The sequence below is a fragment of the Streptomyces sp. NPDC096079 genome (genome assembly GCF_040303145.1).
Taxonomy (GTDB): domain Bacteria; phylum Actinomycetota; class Actinomycetes; order Streptomycetales; family Streptomycetaceae; genus Streptomyces.
The window spans coordinates 669970-692313 of sequence record NZ_JBEOST010000001.1 but is presented as its reverse complement, the minus strand read 5'-3'; the positions used below and the strand labels follow the sequence as shown (position 1 = coordinate 692313).

15 protein-coding genes are annotated in these 22344 nt (G+C 72.8%); 3 read left to right on the top strand and 12 right to left on the bottom strand.

The genetic code is table 11. The annotated features are described in order from the left end of the window. Positions 1-78: 78 nt before the first annotated feature. Positions 79-1260, bottom strand: coding sequence for a flavin-containing monooxygenase (locus ABTY59_RS03270; protein ID WP_352017154.1), 1182 nt, complete (start codon positions 1258-1260; stop codon positions 79-81). 185 nt (positions 1261-1445) lie between these two features. Here ABTY59_RS03270 and ABTY59_RS03265 point away from each other — a divergent pair, with 185 nt between their 5' ends. Next, a complete protein-coding gene (locus tag ABTY59_RS03265) occupies positions 1446-1895 on the top strand; it encodes a DoxX family protein (protein ID WP_352017307.1) in 450 nt (149 codons plus the stop codon). Continuing rightward, positions 1895-2314 carry a Zn-ribbon domain-containing OB-fold protein gene (locus tag ABTY59_RS03260; protein WP_352017153.1) on the top strand — a complete coding sequence of 140 codons (420 nt, stop codon included), beginning with the start codon at positions 1895-1897 and terminating at the stop codon, positions 2312-2314. Before ABTY59_RS03265 ends, ABTY59_RS03260 begins: the two co-directional genes overlap by 1 nt. Here the strand turns inward: ABTY59_RS03260 and ABTY59_RS03255 are convergent. The 6 genes from ABTY59_RS03255 to ABTY59_RS03230 form a co-directional block, all read right to left on the bottom strand. Next, entirely contained in the window at positions 2284-4251 is a 1968-nt protein-coding gene (locus ABTY59_RS03255; RefSeq protein ID WP_352017152.1) for a serine/threonine-protein kinase, read from the bottom strand. The genes ABTY59_RS03260 and ABTY59_RS03255 overlap by 31 nt on opposite strands. A 1294-nt stretch (positions 4252-5545) precedes the next feature. After that, positions 5546-6100, bottom strand: coding sequence for a nitroreductase family protein (locus ABTY59_RS03250; protein WP_352017151.1), 555 nt, complete (start codon positions 6098-6100; stop codon positions 5546-5548). Positions 6101-6249: 149 nt separating this feature from the next. Further along, positions 6250-8382, bottom strand: coding sequence for an FG-GAP repeat domain-containing protein (locus ABTY59_RS03245; protein WP_352017150.1), 2133 nt, complete (start codon positions 8380-8382; stop codon positions 6250-6252). A gap of 85 nt (positions 8383-8467) precedes the next feature. Then, the gene (locus tag ABTY59_RS03240) at positions 8468-9082 is read right to left on the bottom strand and encodes an HAD family hydrolase (RefSeq protein WP_352017306.1); all 615 of its coding nucleotides are present in this window, start codon (positions 9080-9082) and stop codon (positions 8468-8470) included. A 5-nt stretch (positions 9083-9087) separates the two neighbouring features. Continuing rightward, positions 9088-9333, bottom strand: coding sequence for a DUF397 domain-containing protein (locus ABTY59_RS03235; RefSeq protein ID WP_352017149.1), 246 nt, complete (start codon positions 9331-9333; stop codon positions 9088-9090). Beyond that, on the bottom strand, positions 9330-10193 hold the full coding sequence (locus ABTY59_RS03230; RefSeq protein ID WP_352017148.1) for a helix-turn-helix domain-containing protein: 864 nt from the start codon (positions 10191-10193) through the stop codon (positions 9330-9332). The genes ABTY59_RS03235 and ABTY59_RS03230 overlap by 4 nt, the downstream gene beginning before the upstream one ends. A gap of 91 nt (positions 10194-10284) precedes the next feature. On the opposite strand from ABTY59_RS03230, the gene ABTY59_RS03225 reads away from it, so the two are divergent. Next, on the top strand, positions 10285-10728 hold the full coding sequence (locus tag ABTY59_RS03225) for an ATP-binding protein (protein WP_352017147.1): 444 nt from the start codon (positions 10285-10287) through the stop codon (positions 10726-10728). Here ABTY59_RS03225 and ABTY59_RS03220 read toward each other — a convergent pair. The 5 genes from ABTY59_RS03220 to ABTY59_RS03200 all read right to left on the bottom strand — a co-directional run bounded on the left by ABTY59_RS03220 (position 10692) and on the right by ABTY59_RS03200 (position 22292). Continuing rightward, positions 10692-12920: an FG-GAP repeat domain-containing protein gene (locus tag ABTY59_RS03220; protein ID WP_352017146.1), complete on the bottom strand. Its 2229-nt coding sequence runs from the start codon at positions 12918-12920 to the stop codon at positions 10692-10694. The genes ABTY59_RS03225 and ABTY59_RS03220 overlap by 37 nt on opposite strands. A 27-nt stretch (positions 12921-12947) precedes the next feature. Then, positions 12948-15185 carry an FG-GAP repeat domain-containing protein gene (locus tag ABTY59_RS03215; RefSeq protein WP_352017145.1) on the bottom strand — a complete coding sequence of 746 codons (2238 nt, stop codon included), beginning with the start codon at positions 15183-15185 and terminating at the stop codon, positions 12948-12950. A gap of 100 nt (positions 15186-15285) precedes the next feature. Next, positions 15286-17547 carry a hypothetical protein gene (locus ABTY59_RS03210; RefSeq protein WP_352017144.1) on the bottom strand — a complete coding sequence of 754 codons (2262 nt, stop codon included), beginning with the start codon at positions 17545-17547 and terminating at the stop codon, positions 15286-15288. Between the two features lie 17 nt (positions 17548-17564). Beyond that, on the bottom strand, positions 17565-19856 hold the full coding sequence (locus ABTY59_RS03205; RefSeq protein WP_352017143.1) for an FG-GAP repeat domain-containing protein: 2292 nt from the start codon (positions 19854-19856) through the stop codon (positions 17565-17567). Between the two features lie 114 nt (positions 19857-19970). Beyond that, the gene (locus ABTY59_RS03200; RefSeq protein ID WP_352017142.1) at positions 19971-22292 is read right to left on the bottom strand and encodes an FG-GAP repeat domain-containing protein; all 2322 of its coding nucleotides are present in this window, start codon (positions 22290-22292) and stop codon (positions 19971-19973) included. Positions 22293-22344: the final 52 nt, after the last annotated feature.

Below are 22344 nucleotides of genomic sequence, written 5' to 3'. Positions count from 1 at the left end.
GGCCTGCCTCAAGCGGCCTGGGCCCGTCTCGATCGGCGGCCCGGGACCGCCGCGATCACCGGCCCGGGACCGCCGCGATCACCGCCCGGATCCGTCTCGGCGGGAGGACTTCGGCGTGCTCCGTGCGATCCGGCGCGCGATGCGCTCCGCGTCCAGCGCCAGTTCGCGGAACATGCCGCTGATCGGGTTCGTGAACCCCGTGAAGTACAGCCCCGGCGCCTCGCGCGGGCTCCGTGCCCCGTGCGCCACCGGCAGCCCGCGCCCGTCGAGCACGCCCAGGTGCCCGAGCAGCGGCTCAAGGGCCCGCCGGTAGCCGGTCGCCGCGATCACCGCGTCCGGCGCGATCCGGCTGCCGTCCGCGAGGACCACCTCCCCGTCCTCGAAACCCTCCACCGCCGCGACGATCTCGACCTTCCCGGCGCGCACGGCGTCGACCAGGCCGACGTCCTGCACGGGGATCGCGCCCTCCCGCTGCCGGGTGGCGAGCCCCTTGTCGGGCCGGGGGAGCCCGTGGGCCGTCAGGTCCGGCGCGGCGAACCGGGCGAGCAGCGCGCCCAGCCCGTCGACCAGCGCCACCGGCAGCCGCCGCACCAGGATCCCGGAGCGCTGGGCGGGCCAGCCGAGCGTCGTGCGGCGCACGATGTGCGGGACGGTCCGCACCGCGAGCCGCACCCGGGCCGCGCCGCCGCCGGCGAGGTCGGCGGCTATCTCGGCGCCGGTGTTGCCGATGCCGACGACGAGCACGTCCTTGCCCTCGTACGGCCCCGGGGCGCGGTACGCGCGCGCGTGGCGGAACTCGCCCTCGTACGAGTCGCGCCCGGGCCACTCGGGCAGGTGCGGGGTGTGGTTGTACCCGGTGGCGACCACCACCGCGCGCCCGGTGAGCCGGCGCCCGCCGGTGGCGTGCAGGATCCAGTCGGTGCCGTCCCGCTCGATCCGGTGGACCTCGACCCCGGTGACGATCTCCAGTTCGTGCCGCTCCGCGTACGTCTCCAGATAGCGGACGACGTCGGCGCGGGCGACCCAGCGGCCGAAGGAGCGGGGGATCCTGAGCCCGGGGAGGGCGGAGAGCCGCCGGGTGGTGTGCAGCCGCAGCCGGTCGTAGTGCGCGCGCCAGGAGGCGCCGACGGCGTCGGACTTCTCCAGGACGACGGCCCGGACACCCCGTGTGCGCAGGGCGGCGGCGACGGCGAGTCCGCCGGGTCCGCCGCCGATGACGTACACGGGGTGGACGGGAGGTGCAGGAGGCGTGGTGACCATGAATGCTGAGCGTAATGACGTGTACACGCAGTGGGTCTCGGGCGAGCGGGGATTTCGGTTGCGAATCGGTCACGCGGACCGCCCCCTCGCACCCGGCGGACCGGGCCGACCCCTTGCGCCGCAGGGCCTCCTGCGCTGAACTGACGTACCGTCAGATCCACCTCGACGAGATCGCGAGGGCCCGCATGCAGACCGTCTGGCTCACCGGCGCCGAATGGCTCGCCGTCCTCCGCATCGGCCTCGGCCTGTGGTGGCTGGAGAGCTGGCGCCACAAGGACAAGAAGGGCTGGTTCGAACGCGGCACCGGCATCGCCTGGGCCGCCGACGTCGCAGGCAGACACCGATGGCCCGTCGTGAAGAACGGCTTCGACACCGTCGTCGCCCCGCGCCCCAAGCTGATGGCGTACGTCGTCGTCTACGCCGAACTCGCCCTCGGTCTCGGCCTGATCAGCGGCTTCCTCACCCCCGTCGCCCTCGTCGGCGGCCTCCTCCTCAACCTCCTCTACCTCGTCCTGATGATCCACGACTGGGCCGAGCAGGGGCAGAACGCGATGATGGCGCTCATCTCCCTCGTCGCCCTCCTCGCCATGTCCTGGCAGACCTGGTCCCTCGACTCCGCGATCGGACTCTTCTGATGACAGCCGCGCCGGACATCGACGCCTTCACCCGCCCCTACTGGGACGCCGCCGCCGAGGGGCACCTGCTGCTCCGCCACTGCGCCGCCTGCGACCGCGCGCACCACTACCCGCGCGAGTTCTGCCCGTACTGCTGGAGCGAGGACGGCCGCTGGGAGCGGGCGAGCGGCCGCGCCACCCTCTACACCTGGTCCGTCGTCCACCGGAACGACCTCCCGCCGTTCGGCGACCGCGTCCCGTACGTGGCGGCCGTCGTCGACCTCGCCGAGGGGCCGCGCATGATGACGGAGGTCGTGGACGTGGCGGAGGGCGACCTCCGCATCGGGATGGAGCTGGAGGTCGCCTTCCGCACGGAAGGGGACGTGACCGTCCCCGTCTTCGGCGCCGCTCAGACGGGCGAGACGTTCCGCCAGAGCTGACGGAGGTCGCCCGGGTCGCAGGCGGCCATCATCATGAACGGGGGCCCGGCCATGATGCACTGGCCGGTGCCCACGTTCATGAGGGTCCGCCCGTTGGCGGTCGAAGCCTGGACGCGCCACGACTGGTCGCTGGAGCCGTCGCAGGCGGCCGCGGTGCCGCCGACCGTCCCGTTCGGATCGAGACAGTGGCCGCTCTGCCGGTTGACCAGCCGGAAGGTGCCGTTCGCGCCGGCCTTGTACGTCCAGCCGTACCAGACGGGCCTGCCGCCCTGCGCCGAACCGCAGTCGTAGGTGTTGACGAAGACGCCATAGCCCGCGTTGTACTCGCCCATGCACGTGCCGTCGGACGAGTTCTTCAGGGAGTACGTCCCCGAGGGCGTCGAGCCGCCGGTGGGCGGCGGCGGAGCGGGCGCCTTCGTCGTCGGCTCCGGAGCCGGACGGGTCGTGGTGCCGCCGGAGGACCCCGACCCGGAGCCCGAACCCGAGCCGCCGGACGCCGCGCTCCCGCCGCCGGACGTCGTGCTCCCCCCGCCGGACGTCGTGCTCCCGCCACCCGAGGCCGTGCCCGAACCGCCGCCACCACCCGCGGCGGAACCGCCCGGCAGGGTGCCGGTGCCGCCCGCGTCGCCGCCACCAACCGTGCCGGCCGGAGGGGGAGCGCCCGGAGACGGCTTCCCCGACGGCTTGACGGGCGGCTTGACCGAGGGCTTCGCCGACGGCGTCCCCGTCCCCGTCGACGACGGTACGGAGGCGGGCTGCGAGGCCACCGCCGACGGCGAGGCCTCGGGGGCCGCGCCCAGGCGGCCGATCTCGTACGGGCCGAGGGCGACGGTCAGGGTGGTGCCGGTCGCCACGACGACGGGCACCGCGAACATGACGAGCTTGTTCCGCCGCCACCGCGGGGCGCCCTGCACGCCCTGACCGGTCACCGCCAGCGGATCGGGGGAGGCGGTCGCGGGCTCCTTCGAGGACGCGGAGGCCTGCGGGGTCAGCGAGGCCGTCGCCACGTCCCGGGTCGGATCGGCCCGCTCCAGCTCCTCCAGCTGCCCGGCGGTCGGAGCCCCGGCGGCGAAGAGCGCCCGCTCGGCGATCCGCGCGGCGACGGCCTCCGGCCAGACGGCTCCGGCGGCCCGCTCCTCGGTGAGGGTGACGAGCTCCTCGGCCGTCGGACGGTCCGCCGGATCCTTCGCGAGACACTTCCGTACGAGCTCCGCGAGCTCGGGGTCGCCCTCCGTGAGCCGCCCGAAGTCGGGCTCGCCGTGGACGACGCGGTAGAGGAGGTCGGGCCCGGAGCCGTCCCCGAACGGAGGCCGCCCGTTCGCCGCGTACAGCAGCAGACTGCCCAGCCCGAACACATCGGCGGCACCCGTCAGCTGCCGGTCGGCGACGGCCTGCTCGGGCGCCATGTAGGCGGGGGTGCCGATGACCATGCCGGTCTTGGTCAGCCGGCTCTGGTCGGCGGCGCGGGCCACGCCGAAGTCGATGAGCGAGAGACCGCCGCCGGTCAGCATCACGTTGGACGGCTTGAGGTCGCGGTGCACCATGTCGGCGCCGTGCACGACCCGCAGCCCGGCCGCGGCCTCCCGGAGCAGTCGCCACAGGGCGTCGCCGGACAGGGGGCCTGCGTTGAGCCGGATGGCGTCGTTGAGGGTGATGCCCGGGATGAACTCGGTCGCGAACCACGGCGGCTTCGCCGTGCGGTCGCTCGCGAGGAGCTTGGTGTTGGCGCCGGCGGGCAGCCGGGCCAGATTGTCGAGCTCGTGCCCGAAGTGGCTGAGGAAGTCGGGGTCCTCGGCGAGCACGGGCAGGACCCGCTTCACCGCCGCGAACTTCCCTGGCACGGCGCCGAGATAGACCCGGCCCATGCCGCCTGACCCGAGCACACCGAGGAGCCTGAACGCCCCGATCTGCCGCGGGTCGCCCGTTTCGAGCGGCATCGCCCCACTGCCGCGCAAACTGTCCGAAGTGGAGTGGTCCTCCGGTTCCCCCTGCATGGGCGACACAGTAGCCGAGGGGGTTTGCGATCTGAATGGAGGTCAAGTGGTTGTTGCGGAGCTGTGGTTGGGGCGGATGGAGCGGATGGGGCGGATGGTGTGGTGAGGGTGGTGGGGGCGGCGGCGGTGGAGGGTGCGGGTTTCCATGGCCCGTCGGGGTGGCCCGGCTCCGCGGGCTTCTGGTGTGGCCGCCCTCGTTCCGAGTGTGGCGGCCTCCGGCGCCGCGTCAAGGGCGCTCCTGCGTCGCGTCGGCTGCGCCGATTCCGCTGCGCTCCACCCTTGACCCGGCGCCGGAGGCCGCCTTTTCGCACTCGGAGGGCGGCCGGGGGCGGGGCCACGCGGGGCTTCGGGCAGTGTCCGGGGCCGGAGCGCGGCCGCCTGGCCGGTGGGTGGGGGCTGGGTTCATGGCGGGGGGGGTGGGGCCGTTTCCCTGGGTTGGGGGTGCGCGGACGTTGAATGGGGCGGCCCGGCGATGCTTGGCGGGTGACCCCCGTCGGGGGGTGGAGACTCAGGCCCCGCTGGTCCCTGTGAGTGGGTGGGGATGGGGGAGCAGCCTTGCGGGTTGCTTCCCGGGGTCGGTGGTGGGTTGTTCCCCGGGGCGGTGGTGGGTTGCTCCCCGGGGTCGGTGGTGGTTGTTCCCCGGGGTCGGTGGTGGGTTGTTCCTGTTCCCGCTCGGGGGGAGGGTGAGGGTTTCTCCGCCCTACTCCCGGTAATAGCCCATGGATTGACCTACATAAGGGTCATATCGCCCACGCGGGCCGAGTTACCGCGAGAAACCCACCCCACCCCACCCCACCCCACCCCACCCCACCCACTCACAGGGACCAGCGGGGCCTGAGTCTCGACCAACAGACGGCGGTCACCCGCCAAGCCCTGCCCAGCCGCCCCATTCAACGACCGCGCACCCCCAACCCAGGGAAACGGCCCCACCGAGCCCCGCCATGAACCCAGCCCCCACCCACCGGCCGTCTGTCGCGGCACCGGCCCCGGACACTGCCCGGGGCTCGGCGGGGACCCCGCCCCCGGACCGCCCTCCAAGAGGTCTTTCGCGCCTGGAGGTGCCGGGTCAAGGGTGGAGCGAAGCGGAATCGGCGCAGCCGACGCGACGCAGGAGCGCCCTTGACGCGGCGCCGGAAGGTGCGACTCTCGGAAAGAGGGCGGTCCCACCAGAAGCCCGCGAAGCAGGCCCGCGCCGAGGACCCGTCCTCTCACCACGCGTTACGGAGACCAGCCCGCGTCACAGGGCCCATGGGTCGGACACGAGCTCCTCGACGGTGCGCCGGTCCCGCCCGGCCCGCGCCTCTTCGGCCGCCTTCCCCAGCGCGATCATGGACACGATCGCCCACCCCGGATTCGGGTTCAGTTCCTTGGTGAGACCCTCCAGGTCGAAGGCCCGGAACTGGTGGGACGCCAGACCCAGCGCCTCCGCCTGGAGGGTCATGTGGGCGATGGCCTGACCCAGGTCGTAGTCCGCGAACTCGGAGTACTGCAGCTCCGTGTCGTCCACGTGGCGGCGCGTCAGCGTGACGACGAGCAGCCCGGCGTTCGTCGCCCACCGTGCCGAGCTGGGCGCGAGGTGCGGGACCACCCGCGCGTGCTCCGGCTCGCCCGGGCGGCCCGTGAAGAAGCCCCAGGGCTGGGAGTTCCCTGCCGAGGGCGCCCACCGCGCCGCTTCGAGCAGCAGGCGCAGCGCGTCGTCGTCGACGACCGCCGTCGGGTCGAACCGGGAGGGGCTGTACCGCCCGGCCAGCAGGGGGTGTAGGCCGCCGGTCGGCGCGGGTTCACGTCGCATGCCCCGGTCCAACCGCCCGGCCCGCAGCCGTATTCCGGTCCTGGCACCGGTGCCCGCGTCCGTTTCCGGTCCTGGCCCCGTTGCCCGCCGTGGAGACAGCAAGCGGCCCGCCCGCCGTGGAGACGGGCGGGCACCCGCCGCCGTAGGGATCAGGCGAAGGCGTCGTACCCGGCGATGCCGTCCGCGAACAGCGTCGTGTGCTGACGCCCGCTGAACGGCCGGGTCCAGACGTTGCCGCCGAGGTGCGCGAAGGTACCGTCGCGGCCGACCCCCAGCACCTCGCGGGAGTAGTTCCAGCCGTCCGCGTTGACGACGGGAACGAGGTCGGCGTAGCCGCCCCAGTGAGGACCGACCTTCACGCGCGGGGCGAACGTGCCGTCGCCCTTGCCGAGGTACAGCCAGAGGACGCCGTCCTTGTCACGCGCGACCAGGTCGCCGGCGGGGTCGCCGAGGAGGTTCCCGACGGCGGTGATCAGGTTGTAGCCGCCCCAGCTGCTGCCGATCTTCTTCGGCTCCCCGAAGGGGGCGTTGACGTTCCCGGTGCCGGGGTACAGCCAGAGCCCACCGGACTTGTCCGTGGCGAGGAGGTCGGGCTTGGCGTCGTTGTTCAGGTCGCTGCCCGCCGCGATCTTGTCGTACGCGTTCCACCCGCCGCCGACCTTCACGCGGGGCGCGAAACCGGCCTTGCCGTCGCCCTGGTAGAACCAGAGCACCCCGCTGCGGTCCCGGGCGACGAGGTCGGGCGCGACGGAGCCGCCGGCGTTCCCCGTGGCCTCGATCCGGTCGTAGACCTGCCAGCCGGGGCCCACCAGGGTCCGTCCGCCGGAGTAGACCTTGCCGAAGTAGTACGAGTCCTCGATCCACAGGCGGCCGGACGTGTCCCGGGCGATGACGTCCGCCGAGCCGTTCGACGTGTAGTCGTGGGGCTCGGGCTGGTGCTTGAGGGTGAAGGCGCCGGACGAGCGCACCGGCGCGCCGATCCCGTTGAGGGAGGAGATCGTCGCCTCCCAGGTGTAGTCGCCGGTGGGGGCGGCGGACCGGTAGAGCAGGCCGTCCCAGAAGAAGCTCGCGCGACCGGAGACCTGCTGCCGCGTCATCTTGCCCGTGGCGGTGTGGCGCAGGGTGATGTCGACCCGGATGTTGGTCCGGTTCAGCAGCCAGCTGAACTTCGGGGAGGTGTGCCGGCCGTTGAGGGTGATCGAGGTGGGGCCCTGGAAGACCGGGTCTCCGAGTTCGGTCGTCTCGCCGCTGCCCGCGAGGAACGTGGCCGTGGGGACACCGCTCTCGCCGACGGCGATGCGGTAGAGCCCCTCCCCGTGCTCCTGCGTACCGCCGCGGACCAGGACGGTGCCGTCGGGAGCGACCGCCGAGGACTCCAGGTGGTCGAGGAGCCGCACGGTGGTGCCGCTGCCGTTCAGGGCGCGGGCGATCAGCGGGATCCCGTCGGTGAAGTCTCCCCGCGTGAGACCGTGGTCCCGCGCGCTGAGCAGCCAGTTCCCGAGCACGTCGACGCGCGCCGCTCCGCCACCCGGCACGGCGGTCTCCCTGGTCGTGCCCGTGGCCCGGTCGTGCACCTGCCAGTGCCCGTCCCACCAGGCCAGGGTGGAGCCGGAGGCGGTGACATGCGCCAGGCTGACGGGGCCGGTGCCGAACGAGGCGGTGACGAGGCCCGTGGCGGTGTCCACGACGTCGATCGTGGGGAAACTCTGGTTGCCGGCCGGCGCCAGGTGGCTGACGACGAGCTCGCCGGACCGCATGTGGGCGACGCGCGCGTTGACGTAGGCGTCCCGGCCCACCTTCCGCTCCGTGAGCGTGTCCCCCTCCTTGGAGACCAGGCGGACCTCGCCGTTCACCACGAAGGCGACCGTGGAGCCGCTGATCGCCGCGGGGACGTACGTGCCGGGGCGGTCGGACAGGTCGAGGGTGACGGGCTCGCCGCCGGCGGCCATGTCGTACAGCCGCACGGTGTTGTGCCCGGTCAGCACGCCGACGATGTCGGACCGGCTGTCGCCCACCGGCTTCCCCGGCAGCTCGACGGTGGAGCCGTCGGAGAAGCGGGTCCACAGGAGCTTCTCGCCCTGGGTGAGGAAGCCGGTCGCCCCGGCGCTGACGAGGTCGCTCTTCTGGGGGTACGCCAGTGCGGCCTGCTCCTGGCCGGCGGCCGTGGTTCCCGTGGACACGGACGGTCCGGCGGCACTCGCGGGCACGACGGCGACCGCGCCGGCGGTGAGGGCGAGGACGGTGGTGACCGCGGCGGCCAGTCCGATCCGTATCTGAGGCACGGGTGTTCCCTCCGGTCGGTGTGGGGTGCCGGGCTCGGCACCCCACAGAGGGAGACCCACCAGGAAGGCAGGAGGTTGTACGGACTCAGGCGAGGGCGCCCAGGACGTGCGGCGCCGCCTCCGCGAGGGTCGGGAAGTGGCGGTGGGCGTCCGGGTGCGGGGCCGGGGTGTTGACCGTCCAGACCGTCATCCCGGCGTCGAGCCCCGACCGCACGCCGGACGGGGCGTCCTCGATCACCAGGCACTCCGCCGGGTCCGCGCCCAGCTTCTCGGCGGCGGTGAGGTACGGGACGGGGCTCGGCTTCCCCTCGGCGACCGAGGCCGCGTCGACGACGAGCCCCGGCAGCGGCAGCCCGGTCCGCTCGAACCGCCCCCGCACCCGGTGCTCGTAGTTCGACGTGACGAGCGCCCACCGGTCGGCGGGGAGGGCGTGGAGCAGCGCGGCGGCCCCGTCGAAGGCCGCGTACGAGCCCGTACGGACGTCCTCGTCCTCCAGGGAGTGCAGGAGGGCGAGGCACGCGTCCGGGTCGGCGTCGGGCACGACGGCCGCGAAGGTCTCGACGGGCCGCGTCCGCAGCGCCGTCGCGTACACCTCGTCCCCGTCGAGCCCGTGGCGCGCGGCCCACTCGTGCCAGACGCGCCGCTGGTTCTCGACGGCGTCCATGAGGGTGCCGTCGACGTCGAAGAGAACGAACTTCATGGAGGTCACGCCCGGGATGCTACGTCCACGAACGCGGCCCAGGCCGTCGGGGCGACGGCGAGCTGGGGGCCGTGGGGGTTCTTGGAGTCGCGGATGTGGATGAGGGTGGGGTGGGCGGCGACCTCGACGCAGTTGCCGCCTTCGCCGCTGCTGTAGCTGGACTTGCGCCAGTCGTAGGCGACTTCGATGCAGTTGCCGCCCTCGGAGTCGCTGTAGCTGCTCTTGAACCAGGACAGTTCTGTGGTTTTCATCGTTCTCCCAGCAGTTTTTCGATCCAGGCCAGGGATTCCTGCGGCGAGAGTGCCCGCGCCCGGATGATCCCATAGCGCTCGGCGTAGGTGCGTGCCTGTTCCGGTGCGGTGATCAGCCGGGCGTGCCCGTAGATCTCGGTGTACGCAACCTCCCGCCGTCCCGGCGGAGTGAGCAGCGTGAACGCGCCACCCAGGTAGGGGTGTTCCGATCCGTCCTGAGGCATGATCTGGAGGTCGACGGTCCGTCGCCGGGCCACGTCGAGGACGCGACGGAGCTGTTCTCGATGGACCTCCGTTCCACCGAACGGGCGCAGAAGCACGGCTGCCTCCAAGACGAAGCTGATCGTCGGCGCAGGCCACTTGTCGAGGATCGCCTGTCGGGAGATCCGGTCGGCCACCCGCTTCTCGATCGTCGCCTCGTCCAGCATCGGTCGCCGGTTCTCGAAGAGGTACCGCGCATACGCCTCGGTCTGCAGGATGCCCGGCACGGCCTGCACCTCGTAATAGTGCAGCGCCACCGCCTTCGCCTCCGCGTCCGCGAAGCTCCGGAACCAATCCGGATGCCGCACCCGCGCCCGCGACAGCGCCTCCCTCGCGTCGTCCGTTGCCGCGAGCAGTACCCCGCCCGCCCCCAGCACCGGGTCGAGCTGGATCAGCAGGTCCGGCTGGGGGACTCGTACGCCGCGCTCGATCGAGGAGATCAGGTCCTCGCTGCAATGGGCGACGGCGGCCAGTTCCGCCTGGCTCAGGCCCGCGTTCCTGCGCAGCACCTTGATGATCTTCCCGAGCGCACGGAACAGGTGCGCCGTGCCGTCCACTTCGGAGGGCCGTTCCGGCCGCTCCTCCTCGTTCCCCGACATCCGTACCGCCCTCTTGGCGTACCCGTACAGTTACCCAGCGTCGTGGCGTCGCTGCTGGTCAGCGTACGGCCGGGGGGTCAGGCTCGGGGGCATGAAATCGGAAACTGCCACTCCAACCGGTGAGTTCGCGCTCCGGCTCTCGGCGACGCGCCGGGGCGCGCGCCTGGCGCGGTTACTCGCTGTGCAGAAGCTCCATGAGTGGGGGCTGAGCGGCCCCGCCGCCGACGCGGTCGAGCTGGTCGTGGCCGAGCTGGCCACCAACGCGGTCCGGCACGGCTGGGTGCCGGGGCGGGACTTCGAGGTGCGGATGGGGCGGGGCGGCGACCACGTGCGGGTCGAGCTGTCCGACGCGCGGGGGGAGCGGCGGCCGGTGCCGGCCCGGGAGCCGGACGAGGGCGGCTACGGGCTGCTGCTCGTCGCCGCCCTCGCCACGGCGTGGGGCGTGGAGGACAGGTCGGTCGGCAAGACGGTCTGGGCGACCGTCCCGACGCGGTCCGGTCAGAACACCGTGTCGGGGAGGTTGGCGTGGGAGTAGGCGGGCGTGCGGCCCTGGAAGGGGACGCGCCAGTCGCCGGTGCCCTTGTAGAAGTACGGCTCGCCGGCCCCGGTGGTGGTGGCCATCAGGTCGTTGCGCCCGTCGCGGTCCACGTCTCCGATGCCGATCGCGTTGTCGTACGCGAACCAGCCCCCGCCGACGCGGATGCGCGGTGCGAAGGTGCCGTCGCCCTTGCCGAGGTAGAGCCAGAGGATGCCGTCCTTGTCGCGGGCGACGAGGTCTCCTGCGGGGCCTCCGGCGAGGTTGCCGGTGGCGGTGAGCTGGTTGTAGGCGCCCCAGCCGGTTCCGGTCCTGACGCGGGGGGCGTAGGGGGCGGTGGTGTCGCCCGTGCCCTTGTAGAGCCAGAGGGCGCCGGTCGTGTCGGTGGCGACGAGGTCGGGTCGGCCGTCGCCGGTGAGGTCGCTGCCGGCGGCGACCTTGTCGTAGATCTGCCAGCCGACGCCGATCTTCGTACGGGAGGCGAGGCCGCGTCCTGTGCCCTGGTGGAGCCAGAGCGCGCCGGTCCGGTCGCGGCCGATCACGTCGGAGTCCGGCGTGCCGCCGACGTCTCCGGGGGAGAGGAGCCGGTCGTACGTGTTCCAGCCGGTGCCCAGGGGCTCGGAGGCGCCGACGCTCCACGCCCCGAGGGGCTGGGGCGTGTTGAAGAGCACCAGCTGCCCGGAGGAATAGCGTGCGAGCAGGTCCGGGCTGCCGTTGTCGTTGAAGTCGTGCGGCACGGCCTTGCGGACGACCGTGAAGGCGCCGGTCCGCTCCAGGGCCGGGCCGATGCCGTTCGGGGATTCGGCGGTGATGCGCCAGGTGTAGTCGCCGTTGGGGGCGGGGACCGCGTCGCGGTACGGGGTGGAGGCGCTGAGCCAGTGCTGGGCGTACATGCCGTTCCACGGGAAGCCGTAGACGCCCCCGCCGTACGAGTACACGTTGGGCTTCCACGTCTTCTTCGTCGCGGTGTGCACCAGCTCGACGCGGACCCTCTGCGCCCACCTGCTCAGCGTCCAGTTCAGCTGGACCGGGGCGGTCTCCCGGTCGAGGTCGATCGTCCCGGGGACGGCGTGGCCCAGGAACTCCACGGCGGTGGGCTCGCCGGTGCTCGCCACGAGGGTGACGGCCGGCCGGCCGCCGTCGGCGCCGGGGGCTATCCGGTAGAGGCCCTCGCCGTGCTCGACCGTCCCGCCCCGCGCGATCTGCGTTCCGTCGGGTCCGGCGATGGCGTTGATCGTGTGGTCCAGGAGCCTGACCGTCTCACCGGTCGCCAGGGAGCGGGCGTACAGCGCGAACCGGGGGTTCGGAGGGCCGGGGGTGGTGCTCCTGTACGTCCGGTACGTCACCCAGTCGCCCACCAGTTGGACGACGACCGGGTCCGTGACGCCGAGGTCGTGACGGACGACCTCGCCGGTGTCCCGCCGGGCCACGGCGACGCTCACCGGGGAGGTGGAGTCGGCACCCTTCTCGACCCAGGCGACATGGGTGGCCGACAGGGTGGCGCCGCCGGTGGTCCCCGCCGCCCGCTCGTACGTCCCGGCGACCGCGTGGGCGGCGACGTCCAGCACCGCCACGTGGCTCCGCTTCGTCCCGTCCACGGTGACGGAGTACTGGACCAGGGCGCTGTCGGGCGAGTTCACGAAGACGGAGGTGACGGTGGCGTCGGCCGGGAGGCCGGTCACCGTGTCGTCGACCAGGACGCCCTGCGGCTTGCCGATGACGTGGAGGTCGGTGCCGCCGCTCGCGTTGGCCTTCTTCGCCACGATGCGCGTGCCCGCGAACCCCGCGATGGCGTAGCCGCCGCCGAGGGGGTTGATGTCGATCTCCAGCGGGTCGGCGCCGGTGCCCATGTCGTACAGCGTGAAGACGCCGTCGCCGTCGGAGTGCGTCACGATGTCCGTCTGCTGGGCGCTGCCGTACGAGCTCTCGGGGAGCACGGTCGTGGCGCCGTCCGCGTACCGCGTCCACCGCCAGGTGAGCGCGGTCCCGCTCTGGGCGCTCAGGAAGCCCGTCGGGCCGGAGCTGTACACGTAGCCGTCGACCGGGAACGGCGCGACGGTGTCCTGCGCGGCCGCGGCGGCACTCACCGGGCGGCTGTCAGCCGGCGCCGCCACCGCCGTCCCCGCCGTCACGGCGAGGACGACGGTGACGACCGCGGCGAGTGCGAACCGGGGCCTACGTGGGTGGAGCAAGGTGCTGCCTTCCTGGGGGTCGAACGGTCAGAACAGGGTCACGGCACCCGTGCCGAGGTCCTCCGGGTTGTAGACGCCCCTGCGGGACGACACGGGTGCCCGCCAGTCGCCCGTGCCCTCGTAGAAGGCGAGGGTCTCGTTCGTGCCGCCCGCGATGCCCTGGACGACGAGGTCGGGGCGGCCGTCGCGGTTGACGTCGCCCACGCCGACGAGGTCGGAGTAGCGGTCCCAGCCGCGCCCGACCTTGATGCGCGGCGCGAAGGTGCCGTCGCCCTTGCCGAGGTAGAGCCAGAGGACGCCGTCCTTGTCGCGGGCGACGAGGTCCCCGGCGGCGCCGCCGGCGAAGTTGCCGGTGCCGGCGATCCGGTTGTAGACGCCCCAGCCGGTGCCGATCTTCTTCCGGGCCGTGAAGGGGGCGTTGGCGTTGCCGGTGCCGGAGTAGAGCCAGAGGGCGCCGGTCGTGTCGGTGGCGACGAGGTCGGCCCGGCCGTCGCCGGTCAGGTCGCCGGGGCCGGTCAGCTGGGTGTAGACCCCCCAGCCGGTGCCGATCTTCTTGCGCGGGGCGAGCGCGTTCCCGGTGCCGGAGTAGAACCACAGGGCGCCGCTCCGGTCCCGGGCGATCACGTCGGCGTGCGGGGAGGCGTCCAGGTTGCCGGGGGCCGCGACGCGGTCGTAGATCTGCCAGCCCGTGCCGAGGACGACCGTGGTGCGCTGCGCGGGGATGCCCCAGTGCCCGGTCTCGTAGAGGGTCTGGCGGGCGTCGTAGTCGATGATCCGTCCCGCGCTGTCCTTGACGAGCAGGTCGGGGGTGCCGCTGTTCGTGAAGTCGTGCGGGGCGGGCTTGGCGGTGACCTTGAGGGTGCCGGTGCGCTCGACCCCCGGGCCGATGCCGTTGGCGGGGACGGCGGTCAGCTTCCACGTGTAGTCGCCGACGGGGGCGGAGGTCCTGTCGTCGAGCATGCCGGTCCACTCTGCCCCGGAGAGGCCGGGCCGGTCCATGTGGACGTGGTGGTCGGTCCAGCGGCGCCCGGACGCGTTGTGGGTCATGGTCACGTCGTAGTCCGCGGCCTTGTCGAACTCCCAGAACAGCCGGGCGTCGTCGCCGCGCGCGAAGTCGACGGCGGTGGGGAGGGGGGCGGCTTCGTGGTCCTTGACCCCGAGGACGGTGGTCTCGCCCGTGCTCGCGATCAGCGTGGCGGCCGGAGTGCCGTCCTCGCCCCGGGAGACGCGGTAGACGCCCTCTCCGTGTTCGATCGTGCCGCCGCGCGCGAGGAGACCCCCGTCGGTGGTCGGGGTGACGTTCACGGCGTGGTCCAGGAGCTTGACCGTGCGCTGCGGGTCGTTGAGGGAGCGGGCCGTGAGGGCGTACAGCGGGTTGGGGGTGGAGGCGGCCCCGCCGCCGAGCTGGGCGTGGACGACCCAGTCGCCGACGAACTTGACGGACAGGTCGGTGCCCTCGCCGAGCGGGGTGCGCGTGATCGCCTTGCTGTCCCGGCGGGCCACTGCCAGGCTCGGCTTGCCGCCGGGCCACTCGATCCACGCCAGGTGGGTGGCCGACAGGGCGGAGACGGTCCGCGTGTCCGTGTCCCGTGCGCCGTACGTCTCGAAGGCCTTGCCCGTGGCGACGTCCACGAGGGAGACGCCGTCGTCGTACACCCCGTTGGTGAGGGTGCTGTGGTGCACGACGAGGGTGTCCGGGCCGCTGCTGTCGGCCCTCAGGGCGTGGGCGCCGGCCGGTATGCCCGTCACCTCGCGGTCGACGACGAGCCCCTGCTCCTTGGAGAACAGGTGGTACGCGCGGACGCCGTTCACCTCCTTCGAGGCGACGAGCGTGCTGCCCATGTAGCGGGCCGCGCTGTAGCCGCCGCCGCCGAGCGTGGCGGTGTCGAAGGAGACCAGCTCGGTGCCCGTGGACATGTCGATGTACGTGTGGGTGGTGCCCTCGATCCGGACGATCACGTCCGTGCCGATGCTCGCCCCGTACCGCTGTCCGGGCAGCGTGGTCCGGGTGCCGTCCGCGTGCCGGGTCCAGGTGTAGACGCGGGTGTTGCCGTCCGGACGGGACGTCAGGAAGCCCGTGGGTCCGCTGGAGACGACGTTCGTGCCCACCGGCACGGTCGGGACGCCCTGCTGTCCGGCGGTGGCGGCGACGGGCGCGGCCGCGGGGGCCGCCGACGCCGGGGCGGTCAGTCCGGCCGTGGTGGCGGCGAGGACGGCGGCGACGGCCGCGGTGAGACGCAGCCGGGTGGTGCGGGCGGGGCTCAAGACGTGCTCCTCCTCGGAGGTACGGGCACGGTGGATCATCCACCGTGCCCGTACCTGACTCCCGGAGGGCCCGAATGGTTGTACGGCCGGAACTACCGGTTCAGGAGACCTGGTTGTACGTCGTTCCCGTGCGGAGGAGCGAGGTCGCCCGGCGCGTGTCGAACGGAGCCTGCCACCGGGTCGTCCCCCGGTAGAAGTACGAGGCGCCGTTGGGTCCGTACGCGTACACGTCGTTGTGGCCGTCCCGGTCGCCGTCGCCGAGGGCGACGAGGTCGGTGTAGGCGTTCCAGCCGCTGCCGACCTTGATGCGGGGGCCGAAGGTGCCGTTGCCCAGGCCGAGGTAGAGCCAGAGGACTCCGGCCTTGTCGCGGGCGAGGAGGTCTCCGGCGGGGCCTCCGGCGATGTTGCCGGTGGCGGTGAGCTGGTTGTAGATGTTCCAGCCGGTGCCGATCTTCCTCGGGGGGGACGTGTACGCGGGCGCGGTGCCGCCCGTGCCCCGGTAGGACCAGAGCCCGCCGGCCTTGTCGGTGGCGACGAGGTCGGGGCGGCCGTCGCCGTCGAGGTCGGAGCCGCCGGCGAGCTGCTGGTAGATGCCCCAGCCGGTGCCGATCTTCACCCGGTCGGCGAACGGCTTCTCCGCGAGGCCGGTGCCCTGGTGGAGCCAGAGGCCGCCGCTCTTGTCGCGCGTGACGAGGTCCGCGACGTTCGTCCCGCCGACGTCGCCGACGGACTCGATCCTGTCGTACGTGTCCCAGCCCCAGCCCACGTACGCGGGGGCTCCCTGCGCGGTGAAGCGGTACCCCAGGTCGTAGGTGGTGCCGCTGTCCGCGCGCCACAGCTTGCCGGACGCGTCCCGGGCGAACACGTCGGGCGTGCCGTTCCAGTTGTAGTCGTGCGCCCGGTGGACGCGCGTCACCTCGTAGGTCCCGGTCTCGCGCAGGTCGGGGCCGACGCCGTCCTCGGGGTGGGCCTTGAGTTCCCAGGTGTACGTGCCGGGCCGCGCCAGGGCCGCCGGCTCGGTCGCGGTGGCGTCCCAGCGGCCGTCCCAGTAGACGGAGAGGTTCGCGTTGCCGTCCGTGCCGTGGAAGGTCTTCTGCCGGCCGGTCTCCTTGTGGGTGAGCGTGACGTCGTACGTGAGGCCCCCGCGCGAGAGCCTCCAGGACAGCCGGGCGCCTCCCTCCAGCGCGTCCAGCCGGACGTCGGGGTCGGGCAGCCACGTCAGGGCGACGTCGGTCGGCACGCCCGTGCTGTAGGCCAGTTCGACGGCGGGTGCGCCGTCCGCGCCGAGCGTGACCCGGTGCAGGCCCACCCTGCCTCCCGAGACCCCGCCGTGCGCGTACAGCGTGCCGTCGGGGCCGTGGAGCAGCTCGTGGCTGCCGTAGGCGCGGACCATCCGGTCGAGGAGCTTCACCGGTTCGCCGCCCTTGAGCGGGCGGGCCGTGAGCGGGGTCTCGCGCGTGTGCACGGAGTCGAGGTCCTGGGCGGTCCCGGTGACGACCCAGTCGCCGACGAGGGCGACGTCGGTCCACTCGTTGGGGTACGCGAACCGCTGGGCGGTTCCGGTCTCCCGGTCGGTGACGACCAGGACCATGTCCTCGTTGCTCTCGAACCAGGCGACGTACCGGTCGCTGAGGGCGACGGGGGTGCCGAAGGAGCGGGTGCTCGCCCCCGGGGTGTACGTCTCCTTGACGGCGGCGGTGGCCATGTCGACCACGGCCAGGCCCTTGCCCGCCGGGGACTCGTAGCCGAGGAGGATCGTCTTCCCGTCCGGGAGCGCCTGCTTCAGGGAGAGGTCGGTCAGTCCGGCGGGCAGTCCGGTGACCGCCCGCTTGGACAGCGAGCCGCCGGTCTTGGAGACGAGGAAGGGCGTGACCGTCCGGTCGGTGTCGTAGCGGTCGACGAGGAGGGTCGAGCCGATCGTCGCGGCGTAGACGTGGCCGGGGCCGAGGGCGCCGAGGTCGATGACCACCGCGGGTGTGCCGGGGGGCGCGGACATGTCCTTCAACTGGATCCCGGTGCCCGACGTCCCGAGCGGGACGACGTCCGACGGGATCGAGTTGACGGCGTGCTGCTCGCCCAGCGGCGTCTCCGATCCGTCCGCGTACCGGTGCCAGACGTAGTCGTAGTGCGCGTTGGCTTCCGAGTCGAAGGTCTGGTGTGCCGTCAGGTAGCCGGACGACCCGATCTGGCGGACGCCCGTGTCGGCCGACAGCCGGTACGGGTCGGAGGCCTGGGTCGCGGCGGCGGTCGCGGCGGGCGTCGCCCAGGCCGCCGGGGCCGTCGCCGCCGTCCCCGCCGTGACGGCGAGGACGAGGGCGACGGCGGTGGTGGTCCGCCGGAGGCGGGAGGGGGCGGGGCGCATGGTTCCCTTCGGGCGGGTCACAGGACGTTGGTGAAGCGCAGGCTCGTGTTCGTCAGCGCGTCGGTGGGGACGCGCGTCGCGAACGGGGCGCTCCAGCTGCCGGTGCCCGCGTAGACGTACGAGGTGTTGTCGGGGCCGAAGACGTACAGGTCGTTGCGGCCGTCCATCGTCGCGTCGCCGACGGCGGCGATCTGGGTGTACTGGTTCCAGCCGCCGCCGATCTTCACGCGGGGCGCGAAGGTGCCGTCGCCCTTGCCGAGGTACAGCCAGAGGACGCCGTCCTTGTCGCGGGCGACGAGGTCTCCGGCGGCTGCTCCGGCGATGTTGCCGGTGGCCGTGAGCTGGTTGTAGATGCCCCAGCCGGTGCCGATCTTCTTGCGGGGTGCGAAGGGCGAGGTCGCGTTGCCCGTGCCCTTGTAGAACCAGAGCGCGCCCGCCGTGTCGGTGGCGACCAGGTCCGCGCGGCCGTCGCCGTCCAGGTCGGAGCCGCCGGCCAGCTTGTCGTAGACGCCCCAGCCCGTACCGATCTTCACCCGGGGGCCGAGCGGGCTCCGCTCGTCGCCCGTGCCCGGGTGCAGCCACAGGCCGCCGCTCGCGTCGCGGCCGACGACGTCGGGCGCGCTCGTGCCCCCGACGTTCCCGACGGACTCGGTCAGCTGGTAGCCCTTCCAGCCGGCGCTGACGTAGTTCGGGTAGTCGACCGGGACGACCTTGCGCTTCCACACGTCGTACGCCGTGTCGAGCTGGTAGAGGTTGCCGTCCGTGGTGGTGACGAGGAGGTCCGGGGAGCCGTTGTCGCCGAAGTCGTGGACCTTCGGGCTGCGGACGACGGTGAAGTCACCGGTCGTGTGGAGGTCCGGGCCGATGCCGTTCGTCGGCTTGGCGTCGAGCTCCCAGCGGTAGTCGCCGTTGAAGGCGGACTTGCCGGGGTCGTTGTCGCCGACGGCGAAGTTGCCGCGCCAGAGGAAGGAGAAGCTCGGGGCGTAGTCCATGGTCATGGAGTAGCGGTAGAGCCGGCCGGTCTTCTTGTGCACCAGGCGCACTTCGTACGCGTAGCCGGGGTGCGACAGGTCCCAGCTCATGGTGATCCGGTTGTTCTGCGGATCGAGGTCCACGACGGGGCCGACGTTCGTCTTCTTCAGGGTGAGGGCGGTGTCCTCGCCGGTGGAGGCGACGAGTTCGGCGGCCGGCGTGCCGTCGGCGCCGACGGTGACGCGGTAGACGCCCTCGCCGTGCTCGACGGTGCCGCCGCGCACGAGCAGGCTGCCGTCCGGTCCCGCGGTGAGGCTCGACATGCGGTCGAGGACCTTCACCGGGTCGCCTCCGGCCAGCGGGCGTGCGGTCAGCGGCAGCTGCGGGTCGCCGGCGGTTCCGCCGCCGACCTCGGTCGCGGTGCCGTGGAGGACCCAGCCGCCGACGAGGCCGACGGCCGGGCGCTCGGCCCGGGGGAGGGTGACCGGTTTCGGGGCGCCGCCGGCGCGGTCGGCGGTGACGAGGGTGGTGCCGTCCTGCCACCAGGCCAGGTGCGTGCCGTCGATCGCGAAGGGGTGGTTCCAGCCGGGGATGCTCGTGGGCCGGGCGGTGCCGGCGGCGGCCGTGGCCAGGTCGACGGTGACGACGCCGGTCTTGTCCCCGGCGGCCGCGGTCGTCCGGTAGGCGAGGAACGCGGCGTCGGCGGTGCCGCGCACGTCCTCGACGCGGTCGATCGAGGCGGGCAGGCCGGTGACGGGGCGGTCCGTGATCGTGTCGCCGGACTTGGTGAGGAGGTGGAGTTCCTTGCCGGCGGTCTTCGTCACCTGGACGAGCAGCGTCGAGCCGATCGTGCCGACGTACCGGTACGTGGCGTCCGGCTTGTTCAGCTTGGCCAGGTCGAAGACGACGGGCGCGGTTCCGGCCGGGGCGGACATGTCGCGGAGCCGGATCACGCGGTAGTCGTAGTCGTCGGGGACCGGCACGATGTCGGACACGGCGGCGTTCGGCAGCGCGGGCCCGCGGCCCCAGGCCGCCACCACGAGCGTGGAGGTGCCGTCCGGACGGTGCCAGTAGTAGTCGTAGGAGTAGGTGCCGTCGTCGTACTGCTCGGTGGAGGTGAGGTAGCCGCCCGGCCCCGCGCTCGTGATCTCCGTACGGACCGGCAGCTCGGCCACGTCCTGCGCCTTCGCCGTGTCCCCGGGGGCCGCGACGGCGGCCGGGGCGAGCGCCGGGGCCGCGGTCGCCGAGGGGGCGGCGGCGAGGGCGGTGCCCGCCGTGACGGCGAGGACCGCGGTGATCGCGGTGGAGAGCCGGCGCCGTGCCGTGCGTGAAGTCACGTTTTTCTCCTCAAAGCATCGAACGGCACGCACATGCGTGCATACCGTTCGATGAGACTTGCGAGGGGGCCGAACGGTTGCACACCGTCCGGCCACTTCTTCGTCGCCCGGGCGTCAGGAGACGTTGGTGTAGGCCGTGCCGCCGTTGAGGAGGTCGGTGGCCTTGCGCATGTGGAAGGGGAAGTGCCAGCTGTCGTTGCCCTCGTAGAGGTACGAGGTGTTGTTCGGGCCGTACGCGTACAGGTCGTTGCGGCCGTCCATCGTCGCGTCGCCGACGGCGACGAGCTGGGTGTACTGGTTCCAGCCGCCGCCGACCTTGATGCGGGGCGCGAAGGTGCCGTCGCCCTTGCCGAGGTAGAGCCAGAGGACGCCGTCCTTGTCGCGGGCGACGAGGTCTCCGGCGGCTGCTCCGGCGATGTTGCCGGTGGCGGTGAGCTGGTTGTAGATGCCCCAGCCGGTGCCGATCTTCTTGCGGGCCGCGAAGGGCGAGGTGGGGTGGCCCGTGCCCTTGTAGAACCACAGGCCGCCGGTCTTGTCGGTGGCGACCAGGTCCGCGCGGCCGTCGCCGTCCAGGTCGGAGCCGCCGGCCAGCTTGTCGTAGACACCCCAGTTCGTACCGATCTCCTTGCGGGCGGTGAGCGCGTACGTCTCGCTGCCCGTGCCCAGGTACAGGAAGAGCTTCCCGGTCTTGTCGAGGGCGAGGACGTCGGGGTTGCCGCTGCCCGCCACGTTGCCCACGGACTCGATCTGGGCGTACGTGTTCCAGCCGGGGCCGACCTTGACGGGCCCGCCGGAGGCACGGCCCTTCAGGGTGTCGGCGCGGAACAGCTCGCCGGCGGCGTTCCGGGCGAGGAGGTCCGGGGTGCCGTTGTCGCTGTAGTCGTGGACCTTCGGGGAGCGGGCGAGCTGGAAGACGCCGGTGCGCTCGACGACCGGTCCGACCCCGTTCTGCGGGGTGGCGCGGATCGACCAGCCGTAGGTGCCGTTGGGCGCGGGCTTGCCGGGCTGGGTGCCGTCGAAGTCCTCCAGGACGCCGTTCCAGAGGAGCCGGAAGGTGGTGGAGTCGTAGACGTACCCGGACTCACGGCTCAGCTTCAGCATGCGGGTGAAGGTCCGGCCGGTCTTCTGCTCCGTCAGCTTCACGAAGACGTCGGCGTTGACCCGGCTCATCCGCCACTTCAGACCGGTCCACTCGTGGTCGGGGAAGTCGACGATGTCCGGCACCTCGTCCCCGAGGTAGGTGAGCGCCGTCGGCTGGCCCGTCGTGGCGACCAGCTCGGCCGTGGGGGTGCCGTCGGCACCGGCGGCGATCCGGTAGAGGCCCTCGCCCTTGTCCACGGTGCCGCCGCGCGCGAGCAGGGTGCCGTCGGCGGCGGGCTGCACGGAGGAGGCGTACGCGAGGAGTTCGACCGGCTCGCCGACCGCCGTGCGGGACACCGCCCGCAGGGGGCCCAGGGGCGCCTTCCAGCCGTCGGTGAGCGCGGTCGGCTGGCCGTAGACCGCCCAGTCGCCGACCACGCCGGTGAGGGTCTCCTCGGGGTGGCCGAGGGTGAGGGTCTGCTGGGCCTTCGTGGCGCGGTCGTGGGTGACGAGGACGCGCTCGCCGGCCGCGTTGGTCTCCTCCCAGCCGACGTGCGTCGCGGAGAGGTGCAGCGGGCTGCTGAGGTAGCCCGACTGGGCGGAGTCGTACGTCTCCTTGACCGCGCCCGACAGCAGGTCGACGACGGCACGGCCGCCGGCGGGGGCGTCGGCGGTGGACGTGCCGCCGGTGGGCGCGGACAGGCCGTCCTTGGCGTAGCCGACGAGCACCTCGTCGTCGCGGACGGGCGCCGAGGTGAAGAAGTCGAGCGTGTCGGAGGGGAGTCCGGTGATCGCGCGCTCCGAGACGCGGCCGGCCTCGGAGACGACGAGGTGCAGCTCCTTGCGGGCGCTGGGCTTGGTGACCTGGACGAGGGCCGAGTGGGGGCTGACGGCCTTCACGTACGTGGCGACGGCCCCCGGGAAGACGGAGCCGAGGTCGAAGTGGACGGATCCGTTCTCCGGGCGGCCCATGTCCCGGAGCGTGAACGTCCGGAACTGGGCCGGGTAGCGGGAGTCGCCGACGACGAGGACGTCGGTGCCGGTGACGTCGAGGCCGCCGCCCTGGGCGTAGGTCACCTCGGTCGAGCTGCCGTCCGCGTACCGGGTCCACAGCAGCTTCTGCGCGCTGTCCGTGGAGCGGGTCAGGAAGCCGGTGGTCCCGGCGCCCGCGATCTTCGCGTCACCCGGGTACGGGACCGTCGCCGCCGCCGCGTTCGGCGCGGTGATCGCCGTGGGCGCGGCCGCCGGGGCCGCGAGGGCGGCGGGTCCCGCGGCCAGCGTGCCCGCGGTGACGGCGAGGACGGCGGTGACGGCCGCGGCGAGGTGACGGGTCGAAGTCGAACGGTGGTGCTTCACGTGTGAGTTCCCCCCAAAAAGTCCGGGCGTGGCGCCGAGAAGGCGCCACGCC